Genomic DNA, 18,808 nt, shown 5'->3' with positions numbered 1-18,808 from the left:
TTCAAGACCTTTTCACTAGAAAACAGCCGGGACGCAATTGCAAGCCGATGCCTCCGGCAATTGGCGCCTTATCCAGCTCCGGCGCCTTGCCGAGGAGGCCGCGGGGGGCGACGGATATGCGTGCGGGGGGCGATCCGAAGGGCCTCGCCGCATGAACGCGAATGGCTCCGTTGCATTTCGCACGGTCGTGCAAATTATGCTTGCCCTGAGGTGCGTCCTTGGCCTATGGAGGATCAAGCCCACGAGGGTAGGACCGGAGGATGAAGGTGCGTCACATTTCGCGCCGGCACATGTTGAGAGGGGCTTGTTCGCTTGCGGCGACGGCGTCTTGGGGCATCACCCAGGTTCAGGCTGGGCGTCAAGAAGTGGGCGTTACCGCCACCGAGATCAAGCTCGGTACGACCGGCGCTTATAGCGGTCCGGTCTCGAGCGCGGCGGTCTACAGCGAGGCACAAACGGCATACTTCCGCATGGTCAACGAGCGCGGAGGAATCAACGGGCGAATGATCAACCTGATCTCGCTCGACAATGCATTCAGTCCGGCTAAAGCGCTCGAGCAGACGAGGCGGCTTGTCGAATCCGACGAGGTGTTTGCGATTGCCGGATCGTTCGGGTCAGCTCCCGGTTTGGCAGTCCAGAAGTATCTCAATTCGAAGCGCGTTCCGAATCTGTTTCTCACCTCCGGCATCGAGAAGTTCAACGATCCGAAGAACTATCCGTGGATCGTACCATTCTATCCGCTGTACGTGGCCCAGGGAAAAGCTTTCGGCAGGTACGTGCTCGAACAGAAGCCGTCGGCGAAGATAGCTCTTCATTACTCCAACGACGATCTGGGCCGGGACTTCGTCAAGGGCATCAGGGCCAGTCTGGGCGATCGGGCTCAGACGATGATCGTCAAGGAGTTGTCCCACGAGCTCAGCGAGCCCACGATCGAAAGTCAGATTGTCGAGCTGAAGGCGTCCGGAGCCGACGTCCTCGTGCAGATCACCCAATCGAAGTTTGCGGCGCAGGGGATCCGAAAGGCGGCTGCGCTGGATTGGCGGCCACTTTACGTCATAGCGGGGAACGCGAGCTCGATTGGTACAACGCTTGTTCCGGCTGGATTAGACAACTCCATCGGCCTCATCACTGCGCGCTGGGAGCGCAATGTCACGGATCCCGCCGAAGCCGACACGCCCGCGGTGAAGGACTACATCGAGTTTGCCAGGAAGTATCTTCCGAACGTCGCTCTCGAGAATACCACCACGGTTCCTGGCTACAACAATGCCTACATGATCGAGCAGGTACTCAAGCGATGCGACGACGAACTCACGCGGGAAAACCTGCTGAAGCAGGCGACGACCATTCGCGGCATCGTGCCTCCGCTCTTCGTCGACGGGATCGAAGTATCCATTAGCCCGACCGACTACCGTGCGATTCACAATCTTCAGCTTGCCAGATTCGATGGACGAACATGGGTTCCGATCTCGAAGCCCGTCGCGCTCGACGATCTCTAAGAATGTCCTGAACCTTCGATCAAGAATACCTCAAGGAGCGCACAGCGTGATCACGTTTGAATTGTCAGAAGAGCAGCAGATCGCGCAATCGACGCTTCGCGAGTTCGGGCAGAATGTCCTGCGTCCGATGGCGCGAAAGGCGGATGACGACGCAAAGATCGGGCGAGACGTGCTCGATACACTTTGGTCGACCGAAATCGTGCAGGCGCAGGCTGCGGAAGAGGGGCGCTCGCCTGTCCTGAATGCCATCCTGCTCGAGGAGCTTGCCGCGGGGGACGCGACTTTGGCGCTGGCGCTCGCGGCGCCGATGGGATTCGTCCAAGCGATTGTGGACCAGGGCTCCTCGAAGCAGCGCGAGGCGATCGTCAAGGAATTCGCAGGTCCGGCGTACAAGGCCGCGGCCGTGCTGGTAATGGAGCCTTCGTTCGACGCCGACGTCTCTCGTCTGCGGACCCGGGCCCCCAAGGCCGGTGACGACTACGTGCTCGAGGGGACGAAGGCGTTTGTGCCGCTTGCGGCCGAATGTTCACATTTTCTCGTGGTCGCAGAAAGCGGAGAAAGCCTCGACGCGTTCATCGTGCCGCGCGGCTCGAAGGGAGTGCGGGTGCAGGATCCGAAGGGAACGCTCGGCCTCGTCGGCCTGGGGCTCGCAGAGGTCCATTTTGAGGGCGTCAGGGTGCCTGCTTCCATGCGCCTGGGTGAACATAACGGCTGTGACGTTCAGAAGATCATCGATGCCGGAAGAGTGGGGCTGTCTGCCATCGCCACGGGTCTTGGCCGCAGCGTCCTCGAATATGTCATTCCCTATACCAAGGATCGCGTCGTCCACGGCACGGCGCTGGCGCGTAAGCAGGCCATCGCCTTTCGAATCGCCGACATGCACATCGAGGTCGAGGCCATGCGCTGGATGAGCTGGTATGCCGCCTGGCAGTTGGAGACGTCGCAAAATGCAACGCGATCGGCTCAACTTGCCTACACCTATGCGGCGGAGCAGGTGCTCGGCATCGCGGACGAGGGGGTGCAGGCGTTCGGCGGCCACGGCTTCGTTAGGGCTCATCCGATCGAGATGTGGTATCGCAACGCGCGCTCACTTTCGGTTCTTGAAGGTATTGCCGGCGTTTGAGAGGAGACGGGACATGGTGGATTTCAGCCTTACTGACGCCGACAAGAAGATTGCCGCTCTCGCCAGAGACGAGGCCGAGATCGGTCGTACGTATTCGCGGTACTACGACAAGCACGAGGACGAAATCGAGCCCAAGGTTTTCGCCGAGGTGAAGGATCGTCCCGATCCGCTCGAGATGCTCGACGCTATCGAGGCCGAGACGAGCGGCAGGGTGATCGTCGAGCACCTCGTCACGATGGAGACCGCTCGGGGCGACGTCAGGATGCGCAGGATCAAGAAGCACCTTGGCGACAAGATCGTTCGGTACGCGGGCAACGACGAGCAACGCAAGCTGTTCGGCAACAAGCTGTTGTCAATTGCTCTGACGGAGCCGGGGGCCGGATCGGATCCGTCGATGATCCGCGGCAGTGCCCGCTACGACGAGGCGACGGATGAGTGGATCCTCAACGCCGAGAAGATCTACTGTTCGGCCTTCGGAGCGTCCGATGGTGCCTTGGTTCTCGTGCGGGGACCAGAGAAGAACGGCGCGCGGCCGTTCATGGGCTTCGTCATCGAGAAAGGCATGAAGGGTCTCACCGAGCTCGGCCAGGTCAAGAAGATGGGTATCCGCAGCTGGGATACGGCCGATTTCGTGCTGCAAGACTGCCGGGTGCCGTCAATCAACAAGATCGACGTCGACTTCAAGAAGACGATGATCGTATTCAACGGAACGCGTCCGGGCGTTGCGGCGATGGGCCTCGCCGTCGCGGGATCTCTGCTTGAATTTACGCGGGAAAAGCTCCTCGGCAAGGAGCAGGTGCTGGATTATGCAAAAGGTATCAGGGCGCGCTCGGCGATCGAGGATCGACTGATCCGAATGGAGGCGCTCTATGAAGCGACTTCGCTGACAATCCTTCGATGCAAATGGCTGGAGCACGTCGGAGGGACCAACAACGGCGCCACGAAGGTCGAGGCGGCGATGTCGAAGGCGCTCGGCGGCAAGGCGGCCCGCAAGATCACGCAAGGATGCATGGAGCTGCTGGGGCCGGAAGGCCTGTCGGAAGAATATCTCGCCGAGAAGTGGTTCCGAGACGCGCGCATTTTCGACATCTTCGAAGGCGCCGGCGACGTCAACCGGCTCATCATTGCGCGGTCTCTTCTGAACTACTCCCAGAAGGAATTGAACTAGCAGGCAGACAGTTTCGTCTCGAAAGGACATCGTATGACGGACGTCGAAAGAAGGCGAGGCGGTCCTTGCGAAGGGCTGACCGTGCTGGATCTTTCCACGATGGTCTCTGGACCCATGGCAAGCCAGATATTCGCAGATCTGGGAGCAGATGTCGTCAAGGTCGAAGCGATCGGTGGCGACGTGATGCGGGCAGTCTTCCCGCACCACAGGGGTTTGGGCGCTTATTTCTCCCAGTATAACCGAAACAAACGCAGCATCGTGATCGATCTCAAGTCGGAGGAAGGCCGCCGGCTGGCAAAGCAGCTGGCGCTGCGCGCCGATCTCCTGATCGAGAACTTCCGCCCGGACGTGACGGATCGTCTTGGCCTGAGCCACAACCAGCTCAAGGCGGAGAATCCCGGTCTTGTGTATCTGTCGATCAAGGGCTTCGGGGAGGACGGTCCCTATCGCGATCAACCGGCGTACGATCAGGTCATTCAAGGTCTTGTCGGCTTCATGGGCATCCAGGGCGCCGGAGGAAGTCCGGAGCCGATACGCAATGCGGTCGCCGACAAGGTCTCGGCCATGTCAGCAGCGATGTCGGCCTTGGCGGCGCTCTGGGAACGCGAGAGGAACGGTGGCAAAGGCCAGAAGGTCGTCGTCAAGATGCTTGATGCCTGGGCCTCTTTCATCGCGCAAGAGCAGATGAAGAACCACACTTTCCTGGACTCCCGAGAAGCGCCGCCGCCACTGCGCCAGATCTACAGGGTCTTCGATACGCTGGACGGCAAGGTGATCGGATTGATCATCCAGGACGATCAGTTTCGCGGGATCTGCAGGGCTGTGAATCGGGCCGATCTGCTGAACGACCCTCGTTTCGCGAAGCCGGGAGATCGACTGAAGAACGTGGGTGAGCTCAATGACGAGCTGGCGCCGAGCATTGCTCGGATGACGTCTGCAGAGTTCCTGCAAGCGGCCCGCAAGAACGAGGTGCCCATGGCACCGGTGAACAGCTTGGAGCAGTTCTTCGAGGATCCGCAAGCGAAGCACAACGGAACGTTTCCGGTGTTCCAAGACGCCGAATTCGGCAGGATTCGAACGCTCGGCTTTTGTGCCGAGTTTGGTGAGACGCCGGTGACACTGGACGCGCGCGCGCCAAAAATCGGCGAGCACACCGACGAAATACTTCGAGGCATCGGCATCGCAGGCGAGGAAATACAGCGCCTGCGCGGAGCAGGCGTCGTGAGCTGAACCGAGGTCAGGCGTGCCGAACAGCGGAGCCAATCCGCCCGGCCGGGGGAGGTGCCATGGAAACGTTCGACGTCGTCGTGGTGGGGGCGGGACCGGTCGGGCTCACATTGGCCATCGATCTCAGCCGGCGAGGAGTGCGAACGCTCCTGGTCGAGCGGGATCCCGTGACCAAGCCATGGCCGAAAATGGACCGATCCAACGCCCGGACCATGGAATTCTATCGCCGCATGGGCATTGCGGATGAGGTCCGGAAGCTGGGATACCCGCCCGATGCGTCCATGGACGTGTTCATCGTTACGAGGTTGACCGACACTCCTCTCGCACACCTTCGCTATCCCAGTGTCGCGGAATGCAGAGCGAAGATCGCAAGCTGCGTGGATGGTTCTGAGCCGCTGGAGCCTTATCAACTCGTTTCTCAGAACAAGCTCGAGCCGCTGCTGAAGGAGGTCGCGGAGGCAACCCCAAACCTGACCGTCCGGTACGCGTGCGAACTGACGGATTTCGAACAGGACGAACGAGGTGTTTCGGCCCTGATGTCCCAGGACGGACTCAAACGGTCGGTGCGATGCTCGTACCTGGTCGGCTGCGACGGCGGCACGAGCACGGTGCGGAAGCGCCTGGGCATCAAGTTGGAGGGGCAGGGCGGCATCCGCGCCACTCGGCAGATCTTTTTCCGGTCGGAGCAGCTCTACGAGCTTATCCCGATAGGGAAGGGACGGCACTACTATGTCGCCGATCAGCAAGCCAGCGCATTCGTGGTTCAAGGCGATCGCAAGGAGTTCACTCTGAACTCCGCCGTACCCGAAGGAGCTGACATCGAGCAGGAGGTACGTAAGCGAGTCGGCTTCGAATTTGATTTCCACCTTATCAACGTCGCAAATTGGAAGCTGCATCTGCTGCTAGCCGAGCGCTATCGCGAGCGCCGGGTTCTTCTGGCTGGCGACGCCGTTCATTTGGTGATTCCGACGGGCGGGCTCGGAATGAACACCGGAGTAGGAGACGCGCTCGATCTCTCATGGAAGCTGGCAGGCACGATTGCGGGCTGGGGCGGTCCTGAACTTTTGGACAGCTACGAGTGGGAGCGCCGAAAGGTCGGAGCACGCAACGTCAAGGCTTCAGGTTGGGCTGCAGCCGGAATGGGCATGTGGCGCGCGCTTTGGCGCCCGGAGGTGAATCAGGATTCGCAGGCCGGTTCGCAATTGCGGGCTGAAATCGGACGGACGGCTGACCTGCACCATCGCCGTGTACACGAGATGGTTGGTGTCGAACTGGGGTATAGCTATCACGGCTCCAAGATCATCGTGTCGGAAGCGCACGACGATTCCGATTGGGATACGACCAGATATACACCCCATGCAAGACCCGGGGTGCGGCTGCCGCACATGTGGTTGAAGGACGGGCGCGCGGTACAGGACGTGATCGGAAGTGGTTACACGCTCCTAGACCTTTCGGGAGGTGCCGACGTTCGCGTCATAGAGCAATCCTTCTGCGAGCTCGGCGCCCCGCTCCAGATCCTCAGACTCGACGAGCCACGTCTTCGAGACGTCTACGAGCAACCACTCCTTCTTCTTCGCCCCGACATGCACGTGGCCTGGCGCGGCTCCTCATGTGATCAGGGGGCGGCCGGATTGGTGAGACTTGTGACCGGTCACGGGGATGCTGCGTACGGCGCGACAAAGCCTAGCACGCGGGAGATCGCAGAATGACGTGGTCGACCGACGTATTGGTCTGCGGAAGCGGCCTTGCCGGCCATTGTGCGGCATTGGCGGCCGCGGAATGCGGTGCCGAAGTGGTTCTGATCGAAAAGACGGCGTCTGCCGGCGGAAGCTCGGCACTGGCCGGGGGCGGGTTTGCCTTTGCCGGCACCGATCTGCAAGCCGCCCGCGGGATCGTGGACGGACCGGAAGCACTCAGGCGCGACATGAGCGAAGTCGGCGGCGGGAAGGCGGACCCCGCACTCATCGAGACCTACGTCGCCAGGCAACTCGAGACTTACGAATGGCTGCGCAGCAATGGCGTGGTGTTTTCGCTCGGGATCTCGTCGACCCCAGGAGCGGTCCCTCGCGTCCATAGTACGGCTCAGGGCGCAGCCATCAAGGCGCTTCACATGCGAGTGGAGGCCGAGAATCGCATCCAATATGTCGATCGAACCGCCGCTGGGCGGCTGATTACAGTAGATGGAGCAGTCGTCGGCGCGCTTGTGAACGTCGACGGTGCCCCAAAAGAGATCCACGCGCGCAAGGGTGTCATCCTGGCGACCGGCGGCTTTTCCCGCAGTGCCAGACTGATCGAAACCTATGCGCCGGGCCTTTCGGCTGCGTTCAAACTGGGGGGCACCGGAAACACGGGCGATGGCCTCCTGATGGCCGGTCGCGTCGGTGCCGGCCAAGCCGACATGGGCTATATCACCGCCACCTTCGGCGTTGCGGCAAGCCGTTTTCCGGACACCGAGCAGGGACCGGACGAGGACTCAGTTTTGCTGTTCCCGATCTACCGAGGCGCCATCATGGTGAACCGCGATGGCGTACGGTTCGCTGACGAATCGGCAAATTACAAGTCGCTAAGCGCGTCATGCGCTCGCCAACCCAACGGCATCGCATTTCAGTTGTTCGATTCGAAGGTCATCGCGCAGTCTGTCTCGACGTCGTCCATCAACAACTATGAGGGAGCGCTAAAAAGAGGATTGATACTGACTGCACTCGATCTCGACCAGCTCGGCAAAATGATCGGCGTGCCGGAGGGAGCGCTGCGGCAGACCGTTCTCAGATACAATCGCGACCTGCTCGATGGCGGAGTGGATCGCGATTTCGGAAGGCGCGCGCCGGCCTATGGCAGCGCGTCGCCGCTGTCCGGCATAGACTCGGCGCCGTTCTACGCGTTTCCTTGCGCGAATGCGATCACCGCCACCTATTGCGGTCTTACGGTCAATTCCCGGATGCAGGTTCTCGATGTATTCGGCGAGATCATTCCAGGTCTGTTTGCGGCCGGCGAAATTCTGGGAGGTTTTCACGGCAGATCGTATCTCAGTGGATCGGCCCTCGGCAAGGCGGCGATCTCGGGCAGGGTCGCAGGCGCGGCGGCTGGCGATCGGCCGAGGCCAGGCATGCCATCGAGACCCGATCCCGATCGCCATCTTGGTTCCGCTCGATGACAGCCGCACGATTTCCCTGGAAGGAGACAGTAGATGGGGACTGAGCATTCACCGACGGTCTTTGCCCCTCGATTTGCCGAAAAGGTTGTCGTCGTCACCGCGGCGGGAGGTGGGATCGGTGGAGCGACGGCGTTGCGGCTGGCGAGAGAAGGCGCGCAGGCGGTCGTGGCCATCGACGTGTTGCCCGCCGTTGATCGCATCGGGGCAATGATTGAAATCGCGGGCGCCTCGGCGGTCTGCATGAAAATCGATTGCACCGACGAGCATGCGGTCGCTGCCGCCTTCGATCGCATCTTGTCGCGATTCGGACGCGTGGATGTGCTCGTCAACGGCGTCGGCGGAGGGGGTGGCGGGCGAAACACGGAGTTCGTCGAATCCACATCGCAGACATGGCGAAAGATCGTCGATGTTACCCTTCTCAGCACGATGCTCTGCACTCGCCAGGTCGTTCAGGGAATGCGGGACCGCAAGTACGGAAAGATCGTCAACGTCGCTTCGAGCATCGCGCTTGTGCCAACGCCCAAGATGGTTGAGTACGCGTCCGCAAAAGCGGGCGTCATCGGCTTCACGCGGAGCCTGGCCGTGGAATTGGCGCCCTTTGGAGTAAACGTGAATGCGGTGTCACCGGGTCCGATCAAAACGGCGGCCACGGATTCGCTGCCACCCGATGTGCTTGGGCGAAGCGTGAATGCGGTGCCGATGGGGCGGATCGGTCTGCCTGAGGAGATCGCCAGCGCGATCGCCTATCTTGCGAGCGACGAAGCTGCCTACGTGACCGGCCAAAATCTGGCCGTGAACGGCGGTCGCGCGCTGAACTGAGGACAGCAGGCATGGACAAGCTGCAGGGAAAGGTCGCCATAGTGACCGGCGGAGCGGGCGGGATCGGGAGGGCCTACGCGTTGCGCCTGGCGCTCCTGGGAGCCGACGTGGCCATCGTCGATGTCGATCTCGACGTCGCCTCGAAGCACGGAGAGAAGCTCTCCGCCGAGAGTGTGATGGAGGAAGTCAAACGCCTTGGCGGTAGAAGCATCGGAATCCAGGCCGATCTCTCACAACGGGACGCTGCGCGGAGCGCGGTCAATACGGTGTTTGAGCAGATGGGGCAAATAGACATACTGGTCAACAACGCAGGGGGGGCGATTACTCCGATTGATCGAAGTCGGGCTTCCGAGAGCCCGTTGGAGGACACTGAGAAGCTCTTTGCAGCCAACTTCTACAGCATGGTCCATTGCTGCCAGGCGGCTGTCCCGGTGATGCGCGGACGGGGCGGGGCCATCGTGAATGTCGCCACCAACGGCGTTGATAGAACGCCCTCGAGCGGTCGTTTGGCGATGTACAATAGCGCCAAGGCCGCGGTTATCCGATACACGCAAACGCTCGCGGTCGAGCTCGGACCGGAAGGCATCCGCGTCAACTGCATCTCGCCTGGGATCATCGAAAGCGCGCGCATCAAGGCGCAAGCCGCGGCCCGCAATTTGGGAACGAAAGCCCATGCTGATCTGACGCCTATGCGCAGGCTGGGAACACCGGAAGATTGTGCCGGGGTCCTGGAGTTTCTTGTTACCGACCTGTCGCGATACGTCACCGGTGAATGCATTCGGGTCTCGGGGGGCGCTACCCTTGTCTCCGCGGTCTAGGCGCCGGCGGTGTCAGGCCTGGACTCGCCTTCCACCATCGATAGAAAGAAGATGACCTGCCATGGAAAGAACCACGCCGGCAAGGGCCGTTCCCGCCTCCACGGTCTTGCTGGTTCGCGATAGACCGGCTTTCGAGGTGCTGATGGTGACCCGGCACCAGCAGTCTACATTTGCTGCCGGCGCTCTGGTCTTCCCTGGCGGAAAGGTAGACCCCGAGGACGGCAATGACGGATGGGGAGAGACGGTCGATGGCTGGCACTCGGTGCCGGCTGATCAGCGTGCTCTGCGAATAGCCGCCATTCGTGAGGTGTTCGAGGAGACGGGCCTGCTCATGGCGCGAAGCTCGGCTTCTCGTGACTGCGCCGCTGAAACCGCAACGACCGCGCGCCGCGAAATCCGCCAGGGTCACCTTGATTTTCTGACCTTTGCCCGTAGCGCCGGGATCGTCTTTGACGCGAAATAGCTCGTGCCGTTCTCCCATTGGATAACGCCCGAAGCGATGCCGAAGCGGTTCGATACCCACTTCTATCTGATTGCCGTCGCTTCGGAACAACAGGCCGTTTCCGATGGTCTTGAGATCACAAATGCGGAGTGGATCGCGCCTGCTGAGGCGTTGCGGCTCGGCCGGGCCAGAGAGCGGATTGTCGGCTTTCCGACCCGTCTTAACCTTCAGTTGCTGGCGGAGAGCCGCAGTGTCAACGAAGCGCTATCGCGCGCTCAGCAACGGCCCGTCGTCACGGTCCAATCCAGGATCGAGCAGCGCCCCGGGGGCAGGGTGCTCACCATTCCCCAAGATGCTGGATATGGGTCAGTGGAAGAGCCCCTCTCGGAAGTGGCAGCCAGAGATCACGCCAGTGTCAGTGTGCCTCATCGTTCCTAACTGAGGCCTGAAGGCCGCTGGTGGGACTTCTGAAGTCAGCCAATCCGAGATTCGCTTTCTTCATCGCGCGGTCAATCGGTCGAGGATCTGGCGGGAGCCGCGTGGCAGGAGGAAGATCACCAGGAACAGCAACACGCCGAACACTGCGCCGGAAAGGCCCTTGGAGATGCTCTCGGCCATGTTCGGCACGAAGATGATGAAGGCCGCGCCGACGAACGAGCCGGGCAGCCAGCCGACGCCGCCGACGACCATGCCGAGGAACAGCGAGATCGCCAGCGTGATGGTGTAGCTGTCGGGCGCCACGAACTGCACCGCGATGGCGCCGAGCGAGCCGGCGACGCCGGTGATGCCGGCGGACACCCCGAAGGCCAGCGTCTTGTACAGTGCGACGTCGACGCCCATCGAGGAGGCCGCGATCTCGTTGTCGCGGATCGCCATGAAGGCGCGGCCCGAGCGGGAGCGCAGCAGGTTCACCGAGAAGATGTAGATCGCGAGCGTCACGGCGAGCGTGAAGTAGTACAGCCACATGTCCTGCGACATCGGCAGACCGAACGGCGCGTCGGGCTTGGTGACGACGAGGCCCTGCACGCCGCCGGTCCAGTGCTCGAGGAAGTTCAGCTTCAGCAGCTGCGGCATCGCGGTCGCGAGGGCGAAGGTCGCAAGCGCGAGATAGATGCCCGACAACCGCAGCGCCGGTTTGCCGAACAGATACCCGAAGCCGAAGCAGATCGCGGCGGAAACCGGAATGGTCAGCGCGTAGTTGACGTTGAAGTGCTCCATCAGCACCGCGGAGGTATAGGCGCCGACGGCGTAGAACGCGCTCTGGCCCAGCGAAAACTGGCCGGAACCGCCGGTCAGGATGTTCAACGCCAGCACGGCGAGTCCATAGATCAGGAGCATCGTCATCTGGAAAATGATGAAGTTCTTGACGAACATCGGAACGAGCAACAGCACCGCCAGCACCAGGAGCGAGGTGCCCGTGCCGAGCGTCATGGCTCGCTTCGGAACCGCCTCGACCGCCTGGTGGCCTTCTGCAACGACTTCTTCTGCAGCGCTCATGATCAAACTCGCTTGACGATTTGCCGGCCGAACAGGCCAGCGGGTTTGACGACCAGGACGGAGATGATCAGCGCGAGCGCGATCGGGAGTTTCAGCTCGTTGCCGACGCCGGGGATGTAGGTGCCGGCGAGGTTCTCGAAGACGCCGACCAGGAAGCCGCCGACCACGGCGCCGAACGGGCTCGACAATCCGCCGAGCACCGCGGCGGCAAAGCCGTAGATCAGCACGCCGCCCATCATGTTGGGCTCGAGGAACACCACCGGTGCGATCAGCATGCCGGCGATCGATCCGATGGCGGTCGCCATGCCCCAGCCGAGCGCGATCATCCAGCTCGTGTTGATGCCGACGAGGCGGGCCGATTCAGGCACCGAGGCGGCTGCGCGCATCGCAAGACCGATCCGCGTGTACTGGAAGAAGAAATAGAGGCCGAGCAGCAGCAGCACGGTGACGCCGATCATGCCGGCCTGGTGGGTCGAGATCAGCTGGCTGCCCAGGAACGGCGAGGAGCCGAACGGGGTCGGATACTGCTTGATGGTGAAGTCCCAGATCAGGCCGGCCGAGGAGTTGATGATCGCGAACAGCGCGATGAAGCCGGCGACGTTGGTCAGCACCGGCGCTTTCGCAAGCGGCTTGAACAGGATGCGCTCGATCGCGATGCCGGCGACGAAGGAGAATGCCAGCGTGATCACGAAGGCGGCCCAGTAGGACACGCCCCATTGCATCAACTGCCAGGATATGAAGGTCGAGAACATCGCCATCTCGCCTTGCGCGAAGTTGAGATGGTCGATGGCCTGGTAGATCATGACCACGGCGAGCGCCATGCAGGCATAGATCGCGCCCGTGGCGATCCCAGCCAGGACCTGGTTGGTGAACAGCTCCATTGTCCCGGCTCCCTCAGTAACCTAGATAGGATTTGCGGATTTCTTCGTTGTTCGCGATGTCCTTGGCGTTGCCCGACATCACGATGCGGCCGGTCTCGATCACATAGGCCTGGTCGGCGAGCTCCAGCGCGAGCTGGGCGTTTTGCTCGACCACCAGGATCGACACCTTGTCCTCGCGATTGATCTTGCCGAGGATGCCGAACAGGTCGCGCACCACCAGCGGCGCGAGTCCGAAGGACGGCTCGTCCAGCAGCATCAGCCGCGGCCGCAGCATCAGGGCGCGGGCGACCGCGAGCATCTGCTGCTCGCCGCCGGAGAGCGTGCCGGCCTGCTGGGTGTGGCGCTGCTTCAGCACCGGGAAATGCGCATACATGCGCTCGATGTCGGAGACGATGCCGGCGCTGTCCTTGCGGGTGATGGCCCCTAACTGGAGGTTCTCCTCCACCGTCATGGTGGTGAAGGTGCCGCGGCCCTGCGGCACGTGGGCGATGCCGAACCGCACGATGCTCTCGGTGGAGCGGTTGTTCAGCGGCTTGCCGTCGAACTCGATGCCGCCGGTCGAGCGCACCATGTTGCAGATCGCGCGCAGCGTGGTGGTCTTGCCGGCGCCGTTGGCGCCCAACAGCGCCGTCAGGGAGCCTTCGTTAAGGGAGAAGGACAGGCCGTGGAGCGCCTGGACCTGACCGTAATAGGCGCGCAGGTCCTTGACGTTGAGCAGTGTCGTCATTGGTCCTTGCTCCCGAGATAGGCCTTGATGACGTCGGGGTCCGCCTGTACCTGGGCGGGCGTGCCTTCTGCGAGCTTCTTGCCGAAATTCAGCGCGACGACGTGGTCGGCGATCGACATCACGAGGCCCATGTGGTGCTCGACCAGCAGCACGGTCATGTGGCGCTCGTCGCGGATGCGGCGGATGAGGTCGCCGAGCACGTAAACTTCCTCGTGATTGAGGCCGCCGGCGGGCTCGTCGAGCAGCAGGATCTTCGGATCGGCCGCGAGCGCGCGCGCCAGCTCGACGCGCTTCTGCGTGCCGAACGGCAGGCCGGAGACGCTGGTATGGGCGACGTCCTCGAGGTCAAGATAGGCGAGGATCTCGTGCACCTTCCTGTTGACGTCGGTCTCGCTGCGGCGGATCCAGGCAAGCTTCAGGGAGTCGCTGATGATGTCGCTGGAGGTCTTCGAATGGGCGCCGACGCGGACGTTGTCCATCACCGACAGGTTCGGAAACAGCGCCACGTTCTGGAAGGTGCGGCCGATGCCGATTTCCGCGATCCGGTGCGGCGGCCGCGTCAGGATGCTGGCGCCTTCCATCAGGATGTCGCCGGACGACGGCTGATAGAGCCGGGACAGACAGTTGAAAAGCGTCGTCTTGCCGGCGCCGTTGGGGCCGATGAGCCCAAGGATCTGGCCCTTGTGCATGTCAAAGGACACGCCGTTGAGCGCGACGATGCCGCCAAAGATGACGTTGACTTGGCGTACCGCGAGGAGCGGAATTCTATCGTCGACGATCGAGATTTCCTTGGACCGCCAATGCATGGAGCTCCCCTTGGATCACAGGCTGTGCCCGGATAGTCGCTAATATCGGAATGACTAAACAGGCGTCCTTTCTGATCCTCGTAGCTGAGCCTAAAAAATCGCACAAGTGTGCAAATTGAATTTTGTGCCTGGCTGTGAGGGATTTGCGGGGAAAAAGGCGTGCTGCGGCAAAAGAGCCCAGGAGCGAAAACTCGCCCTGGGTCTTCAGATGCGAACCGAGATCAGACCGCGCGGCGCCGCGAAGCGTCGCTGTTCACCAGATCGAGCGCCACGTCGACGATCATGTCCTCCTGACCGCCCACCATGCGCCGTCGGCCAAGTTCGAGCAGAATCTCGCGTGAGTCCACGCCGTAGCGTTGCGCGGCCCGTTCGGCATGCCTGAGGAAGGACGAGTAGACGCCAGCAAAGCCGAGGGAAAGCGTCTCCCGATCGACCCGGACCGCGCGATCCTGAAGGGGGCGGATGAGGTCGTCGGCTGCGTCCATCAACTTGAACAGGTTGGCGCCATGGTTGAGGCCGAGCCTGTCCGCCACGGCGACGAACACCTCGATTGGGGTATTGCCGGCACCGGCCCCCATTCCGGCGAGCGAGCCGTCCACGCGCACAGCCCCCTGGTCGACGGCAGCGAGCGAGTTTGCCACGCTGAGCGAGAGGTTTTCATGAGCGTGAATACCGACCTCTGTCTCGGGTTTCAGCGCACGCCGTAACGCTTGGACCCGAGCAGCCGCGTCATTCACGAGCAGGGCGCCTGCGGAGTCAGTGACGTAGACGCAGTGGGCACCATAGGACTCCATCAGTTTCGCCTGCTCGGCCAGTGATTCCGGCGGAATCATATGCGCCATCATGAGAAAGCCGGCGACGTCTAGTCCGAGATCCCGCGCAGCCGCGATGTGCTGCTTGGCGACGTCCGCTTCTGTGCAATGTGTCGCAATACGAACCGAGCGGACGCCTGCCTTGGCCGCCGTCCGGAGATCATGAATCGTTCCGATCCCGGGGATCAGCAACGTCGTCAGTGTGGCATGCTTGAGGACCGAGGCCGCAGCTTCGATCCACTGGAGATCAGAATGTTTTCCGAAGCCGTAGTTGAACGAGGAGCCCTCTAGGCCGTCACCGTGAGCGACTTCCACGGCGTCCACCCTGGCTGCTTCCAGCGCGCCGGCGATGCTTCTGACCTGATCGATGGTGTATTGGTGACGGATGGCGTGCATACCGTCACGAAGCGTGACATCCTGAATATACAGGCGGGGCTTCATGCCACTTTCTCCATTGTCGCTTGCGACGCGAGGCGTTCGGCAGTCGCGAGAGCTGCCGAAGTCATGATGTCGAGATTGCCAGCGTAAGTCGGCAGATAGTGGCCTGCTCCCTCGACTTCGAGGAAGATGCTGACTTTGGTCAAATGCTTCGCCGTTGAGCCGGGGAAGGTCTCTACAGGGTCGAACTGGACGTCCTGCTTCAGTCGGTATCCCGGGGCGTATCCCTGAACCCGCTCAACCATCTCGTGGATCGACGAGCGGATCGATGCGGTGTCATCGGTCTCAGTCAGACAATAAACCGTGTCGCGCATCACCAGCGGTGGCTCTGCGGGATTGAGAACGATAATCGCTTTGCCGCGTTTGGCGCCGCCAACCGACTCGATCGCCCTGGCGGTGGTTTCGGTGAATTCGTCGATATTCGCTCTCGTTCCCGGTCCCGCCGAGAGCGATGCAATCGAAGCAACGATCTCGGCATAGGGGACAGGCGCAACCCGGCTCACGGCGGCGACCATGGGGATGGTCGCCTGACCGCCGCATGTGACCATGTTCAGGTTCGGTTCCCTCAACACCTTATCGAGGTTCACAGGAGGAATGACATACGGACCGACCGCCGCCGGCGTGAGGTCAAGCACGAGCTTTCCGTCCTTCTTGAGCTCCGCAGCATGGACTTCGTGAGCCTTGGCAGAAGTCGCGTCGAAAACCAGACCGACATTTGCATAGATGTCGGACTTCTGAAGTCCCTTCAGGCCTTCATGTGTCGTGAATATTCCGAGGCGCTGAGCTCTCGCTAACCCGTCCGAGGATGGATCGACGCCCACCATCGCAGCCATTTCAAGCGCTTTTCCGTACCGCATCACCTTGATCATCAGGTCGGTGCCGATGTTTCCCGAACCTATGATGGCGACCTTCATTTTGGCCATTTATGATCCTTTCGAAGAGCAAAGATGTTGGTCGACGGTCAGGCGAAGCGGACTTTTACGGAGCCGAGATCCGAAATTCGCGCCTCGTACTCTTCGCCCACCGTGGCGCTCACCATCGGTCCCAGCGCTCCAGTCAAGATGACGTCGCCCGCGCGCAGGTGATCGCCGTCTTCATTCGCAGCCAGCCGGCGCACGAGCCAGAGAGCCGCCTTCAGCGGATGTCCCAGGCAGGCAGCCCCGGATCCGACCGAAACAACGTTGCCGTTCTTCGTCATGACCATTCCGCAAGTGAGAAGATCGAGGTCCGTAAGCCGCCTGATCGAGTTGCCGAGCGCGAAACGGGCGCTGGAGCCGTTGTCGGCGATCGTATCCACGATACTGATCTTCCAGTCCTGGATACGACTGTCGACGATCTCGAGCGCGGGTGCGGCGAAGGCGACGGCGCGCATCAGTTCGGACATTGTCGTGTCCCGACGCTCAAGATCTCGCTCGAGAACAAGCGCAATTTCGGCTTCGATCCTGGGCTGAATGAGAGTCTTGGCCTCTAGGAAGCCGCCTTGCTCGACCTCCATGTCGACAAACAGGGCGCCGAAGTCCGGCTCGTTCACGCCTAGCTGTTGCTGAACTGCGCTCGACGTCAGCCCGATCTTGCGGCCGACAAGGCGGCCGCCGGCTGCGAGCCGCCTTGAAGTAAGCTCCGCCTGCACCTCATAGGCCGCGGCCACGTTTCCCTGTCCCAGTCGTGCGACGAGGGGGGGAATCTGCGTTCGCCGGCTTTCGGCTTGCTGCAGAGCGTCCGCCGCTTCCAGAACGCTGGCGTCCGTGGTTTTCGATGCGCTTTTCGACATTCTTACTGCCTTTCTGCTGCGGCCCTACTGGGCCATCAATGTCCTTCGGGACCGCCGAAGACCGCCGGCGCTCCGATGCAACTCTCAGCCTCAGCGGACGTCGCGGGCAGATAGACACTATCGACGGCTTCGAACTCGCTTTCAGACAAGTCGACGCGGGTCGCGAACATCATGGGATCGAAGTGCCCGCAGAGTACGGCTGGGTAACGCCACTCGGCACCGGCGAGGCACTTGTCGCCGCATCGGAGCTCGAAGCGCAGCGGATGCTTGCTCCCTGAGCCGCGGCCGCTCTGAAATCCGTCACCGATGCAGTAAGCCTCGAGCCAGATTTCTCCATTCCCTCGTCGTTGCAGCGACACTTCGATATCCAGAAGACCATAAGCGGCGTCAGCCTCGTCATCGGAGTAGAAGTAGGTGTGTGGTATACGCGCGTAGCGAGTTGGGCCCAGCGCCGCCTCGCTGGGTACCTCCGCGTCCGACCGGCCCGGGGTTCTGGGCGGGATACGGCCGAACAGGGCTAACTTCGGCTCGGAGCGGCATGTCTTCATCGATCGAAGTCCTTGAATGATACGCCTATCCGCTCGATCATAGGCCGAACAGCGCAGCGGTGTTCGCGGCGAAATCGACTTGAGGAAGGGCGGCTTGCGCGAAGGCCGCGGGTCTGGGCTGCCGGATCAGAAACGGGTAGTCGGAGCCGACGACGAGCCGATTTCTCCCCACGCGTGAGGCAAGATAGGACAAGGCCTCGTTGTCGTAGGTGATGGTGTCGTACCAGAAGCGTTTCACTGTCATCGCCGCAGCTTCGGGAAGATATTCCCTCAGGAGGCTGCCCGCCGAGCAGGCGAAATCGATTCTTGGAAAGATCCAGGCGGTGGCGCCTCCGCCGTGGCTGAGCAGCACCCGCAGTTTGGGAAATCGTTCAAAAATCCTGCCGCCGATCAGGGACACTGCCGCGTAGGCGGTTTCGAGGGGGAAGGCCGAGATGGCGGCGAATTCCCTCTTTCCGCCGATGCGCTCCAAGCCGGTCGGATGCAGCGGGTGGACGAACACGACCAGTCCGAGTTCTTCGGCCGCCGCATAGACCGGGTGCAATCGTTCGTCCCCCAGCGGGGTCCCGTTGATGTGAGTGCCGATCTCGATTCCAAGCAGGCCGTGCGAGCGGACATCGTGGAGCCGTCTTGCCGCAAGTTCGGCGTCCTGCATCGGTACCATTCCGATGCCGCGGAACCTGTCCGGTTTAGCGGAAATCATCCTGGCGATCTTCGCGTTCATGATGCCGCACAGATGGTCGGCTTCCTCGGTCGGAAGCCAATGCGAAAGCAATTCCGGCATCGGCGAAAGGACCTGGACGTCGACGCCGTCGTTCTGCATGTCCTTGATGCGTCGATCGACGTCCCAGGAGCGTGAATCGATCGCCCGGAAGACCTTGCCCCGGACCATCACCGCAGCGTCATCGTGCCCGCGGATCTCGATGCTTGGCCACGCCTCGCTCTTGGCCGCATCGGCCGGCAGGACGTCCGGGACAACGTGCGTATGGACGTCGATCTTTTGCATTCCCGCCCTCCGGGGGTCATCGAGCGGCCTGGAAGGAGCCTTGCTGCCTCCACACCAGTTACCGTGCGGTCAGAC

General features: G+C 61.8%; 19 protein-coding genes. 10 read left to right on the top strand and 9 right to left on the bottom strand.

Going from position 1 to position 18,808, the window contains the following annotated elements:
* Nucleotides 1-260 precede the first annotated feature (260 nt).
* The 10 genes from MOV74_RS00855 to MOV74_RS00810 all read left to right on the top strand — a co-directional run bounded on the left by MOV74_RS00855 (nt 261) and on the right by MOV74_RS00810 (nt 10,685).
* Nucleotides 261-1,496: an ABC transporter substrate-binding protein gene (locus MOV74_RS00855; RefSeq protein ID WP_246916606.1), complete on the top strand. Its 1,236-nt coding sequence runs from the start codon at nt 261-263 to the stop codon at nt 1,494-1,496.
* Entirely contained in the window at nt 1,432-2,619 is a 1,188-nt protein-coding gene (locus MOV74_RS00850; protein WP_246916603.1) for an acyl-CoA dehydrogenase family protein, read from the top strand. Before MOV74_RS00855 ends, MOV74_RS00850 begins: the two co-directional genes overlap by 65 nt.
* A gap of 13 nt (nt 2,620-2,632) precedes the next feature.
* Nucleotides 2,633-3,787 (top strand): acyl-CoA dehydrogenase family protein, encoded by a 1,155-nt coding sequence (locus MOV74_RS00845; protein ID WP_246916601.1) that lies wholly within the window; start codon nt 2,633-2,635, stop codon nt 3,785-3,787.
* A 33-nt stretch (nt 3,788-3,820) separates the two neighbouring features.
* On the top strand, nt 3,821-5,017 hold the full coding sequence (locus MOV74_RS00840) for a CaiB/BaiF CoA-transferase family protein (RefSeq protein ID WP_246916599.1): 1,197 nt from the start codon (nt 3,821-3,823) through the stop codon (nt 5,015-5,017).
* 56 nt (nt 5,018-5,073) lie between these two features.
* A complete protein-coding gene (locus tag MOV74_RS00835; protein WP_246916597.1) occupies nt 5,074-6,723 on the top strand; it encodes an FAD-dependent oxidoreductase in 1,650 nt (549 codons plus the stop codon).
* Nucleotides 6,720-8,168: an FAD-binding protein gene (locus tag MOV74_RS00830; protein WP_258719474.1), complete on the top strand. Its 1,449-nt coding sequence runs from the start codon at nt 6,720-6,722 to the stop codon at nt 8,166-8,168. Before MOV74_RS00835 ends, MOV74_RS00830 begins: the two co-directional genes overlap by 4 nt.
* Before the next feature lie 33 nt (nt 8,169-8,201).
* Nucleotides 8,202-8,987, top strand: a complete 786-nt coding sequence (locus tag MOV74_RS00825) for an SDR family oxidoreductase (protein WP_246916593.1) — start codon at nt 8,202-8,204, stop codon at nt 8,985-8,987.
* A gap of 11 nt (nt 8,988-8,998) precedes the next feature.
* Nucleotides 8,999-9,805, top strand: coding sequence for an SDR family NAD(P)-dependent oxidoreductase (locus MOV74_RS00820; protein WP_246916591.1), 807 nt, complete (start codon nt 8,999-9,001; stop codon nt 9,803-9,805).
* A gap of 61 nt (nt 9,806-9,866) precedes the next feature.
* Nucleotides 9,867-10,268, top strand: a complete 402-nt coding sequence (locus MOV74_RS00815) for an NUDIX domain-containing protein (protein WP_246916589.1) — start codon at nt 9,867-9,869, stop codon at nt 10,266-10,268.
* 36 nt (nt 10,269-10,304) lie between these two features.
* Nucleotides 10,305-10,685, top strand: a complete 381-nt coding sequence (locus MOV74_RS00810; protein ID WP_246916587.1) for a hypothetical protein — start codon at nt 10,305-10,307, stop codon at nt 10,683-10,685.
* 60 nt (nt 10,686-10,745) lie between these two features.
* Here the strand turns inward: MOV74_RS00810 and MOV74_RS00805 are convergent, their stop codons facing one another.
* From MOV74_RS00805 to MOV74_RS00765, 9 genes are all read right to left on the bottom strand, one after another.
* Nucleotides 10,746-11,744 (bottom strand): branched-chain amino acid ABC transporter permease, encoded by a 999-nt coding sequence (locus tag MOV74_RS00805; protein WP_246916585.1) that lies wholly within the window; start codon nt 11,742-11,744, stop codon nt 10,746-10,748.
* 2 nt (nt 11,745-11,746) lie between these two features.
* On the bottom strand, nt 11,747-12,625 hold the full coding sequence (locus tag MOV74_RS00800; protein ID WP_194404503.1) for a branched-chain amino acid ABC transporter permease: 879 nt from the start codon (nt 12,623-12,625) through the stop codon (nt 11,747-11,749).
* Between the two features lie 13 nt (nt 12,626-12,638).
* Entirely contained in the window at nt 12,639-13,352 is a 714-nt protein-coding gene (locus tag MOV74_RS00795; RefSeq protein WP_246916583.1) for an ABC transporter ATP-binding protein, read from the bottom strand.
* The gene (locus MOV74_RS00790) at nt 13,349-14,158 is read right to left on the bottom strand and encodes an ABC transporter ATP-binding protein (RefSeq protein ID WP_246916581.1); all 810 of its coding nucleotides are present in this window, start codon (nt 14,156-14,158) and stop codon (nt 13,349-13,351) included. The genes MOV74_RS00795 and MOV74_RS00790 overlap by 4 nt, the downstream gene beginning before the upstream one ends.
* Nucleotides 14,159-14,379: 221 nt before the next feature.
* Entirely contained in the window at nt 14,380-15,411 is a 1,032-nt protein-coding gene (gene dmpG / locus MOV74_RS00785; RefSeq protein WP_246916579.1) for a 4-hydroxy-2-oxovalerate aldolase, read from the bottom strand.
* Nucleotides 15,408-16,331: an acetaldehyde dehydrogenase (acetylating) gene (locus tag MOV74_RS00780; protein WP_246916577.1), complete on the bottom strand. Its 924-nt coding sequence runs from the start codon at nt 16,329-16,331 to the stop codon at nt 15,408-15,410. The genes dmpG and MOV74_RS00780 overlap by 4 nt, the downstream gene beginning before the upstream one ends.
* Nucleotides 16,332-16,369: 38 nt before the next feature.
* Entirely contained in the window at nt 16,370-17,179 is an 810-nt protein-coding gene (locus MOV74_RS00775) for a 2-keto-4-pentenoate hydratase (protein WP_246916575.1), read from the bottom strand.
* A gap of 35 nt (nt 17,180-17,214) precedes the next feature.
* Nucleotides 17,215-17,727, bottom strand: coding sequence for a hypothetical protein (locus MOV74_RS00770; RefSeq protein ID WP_246916573.1), 513 nt, complete (start codon nt 17,725-17,727; stop codon nt 17,215-17,217).
* Nucleotides 17,728-17,764: 37 nt separating this feature from the next.
* Complete coding sequence (locus MOV74_RS00765) at nt 17,765-18,733, bottom strand: amidohydrolase family protein (protein WP_246916571.1); 969 nt, start codon at nt 18,731-18,733, stop codon at nt 17,765-17,767.
* Nucleotides 18,734-18,808 lie beyond the last annotated feature (75 nt).

Source organism: Bradyrhizobium sp. SHOUNA76 (assembly GCF_023006445.1).
GTDB lineage: Bacteria > Pseudomonadota > Alphaproteobacteria > Rhizobiales > Xanthobacteraceae > Bradyrhizobium.
This window is presented reverse-complemented; position numbering and strand designations above follow the sequence as displayed.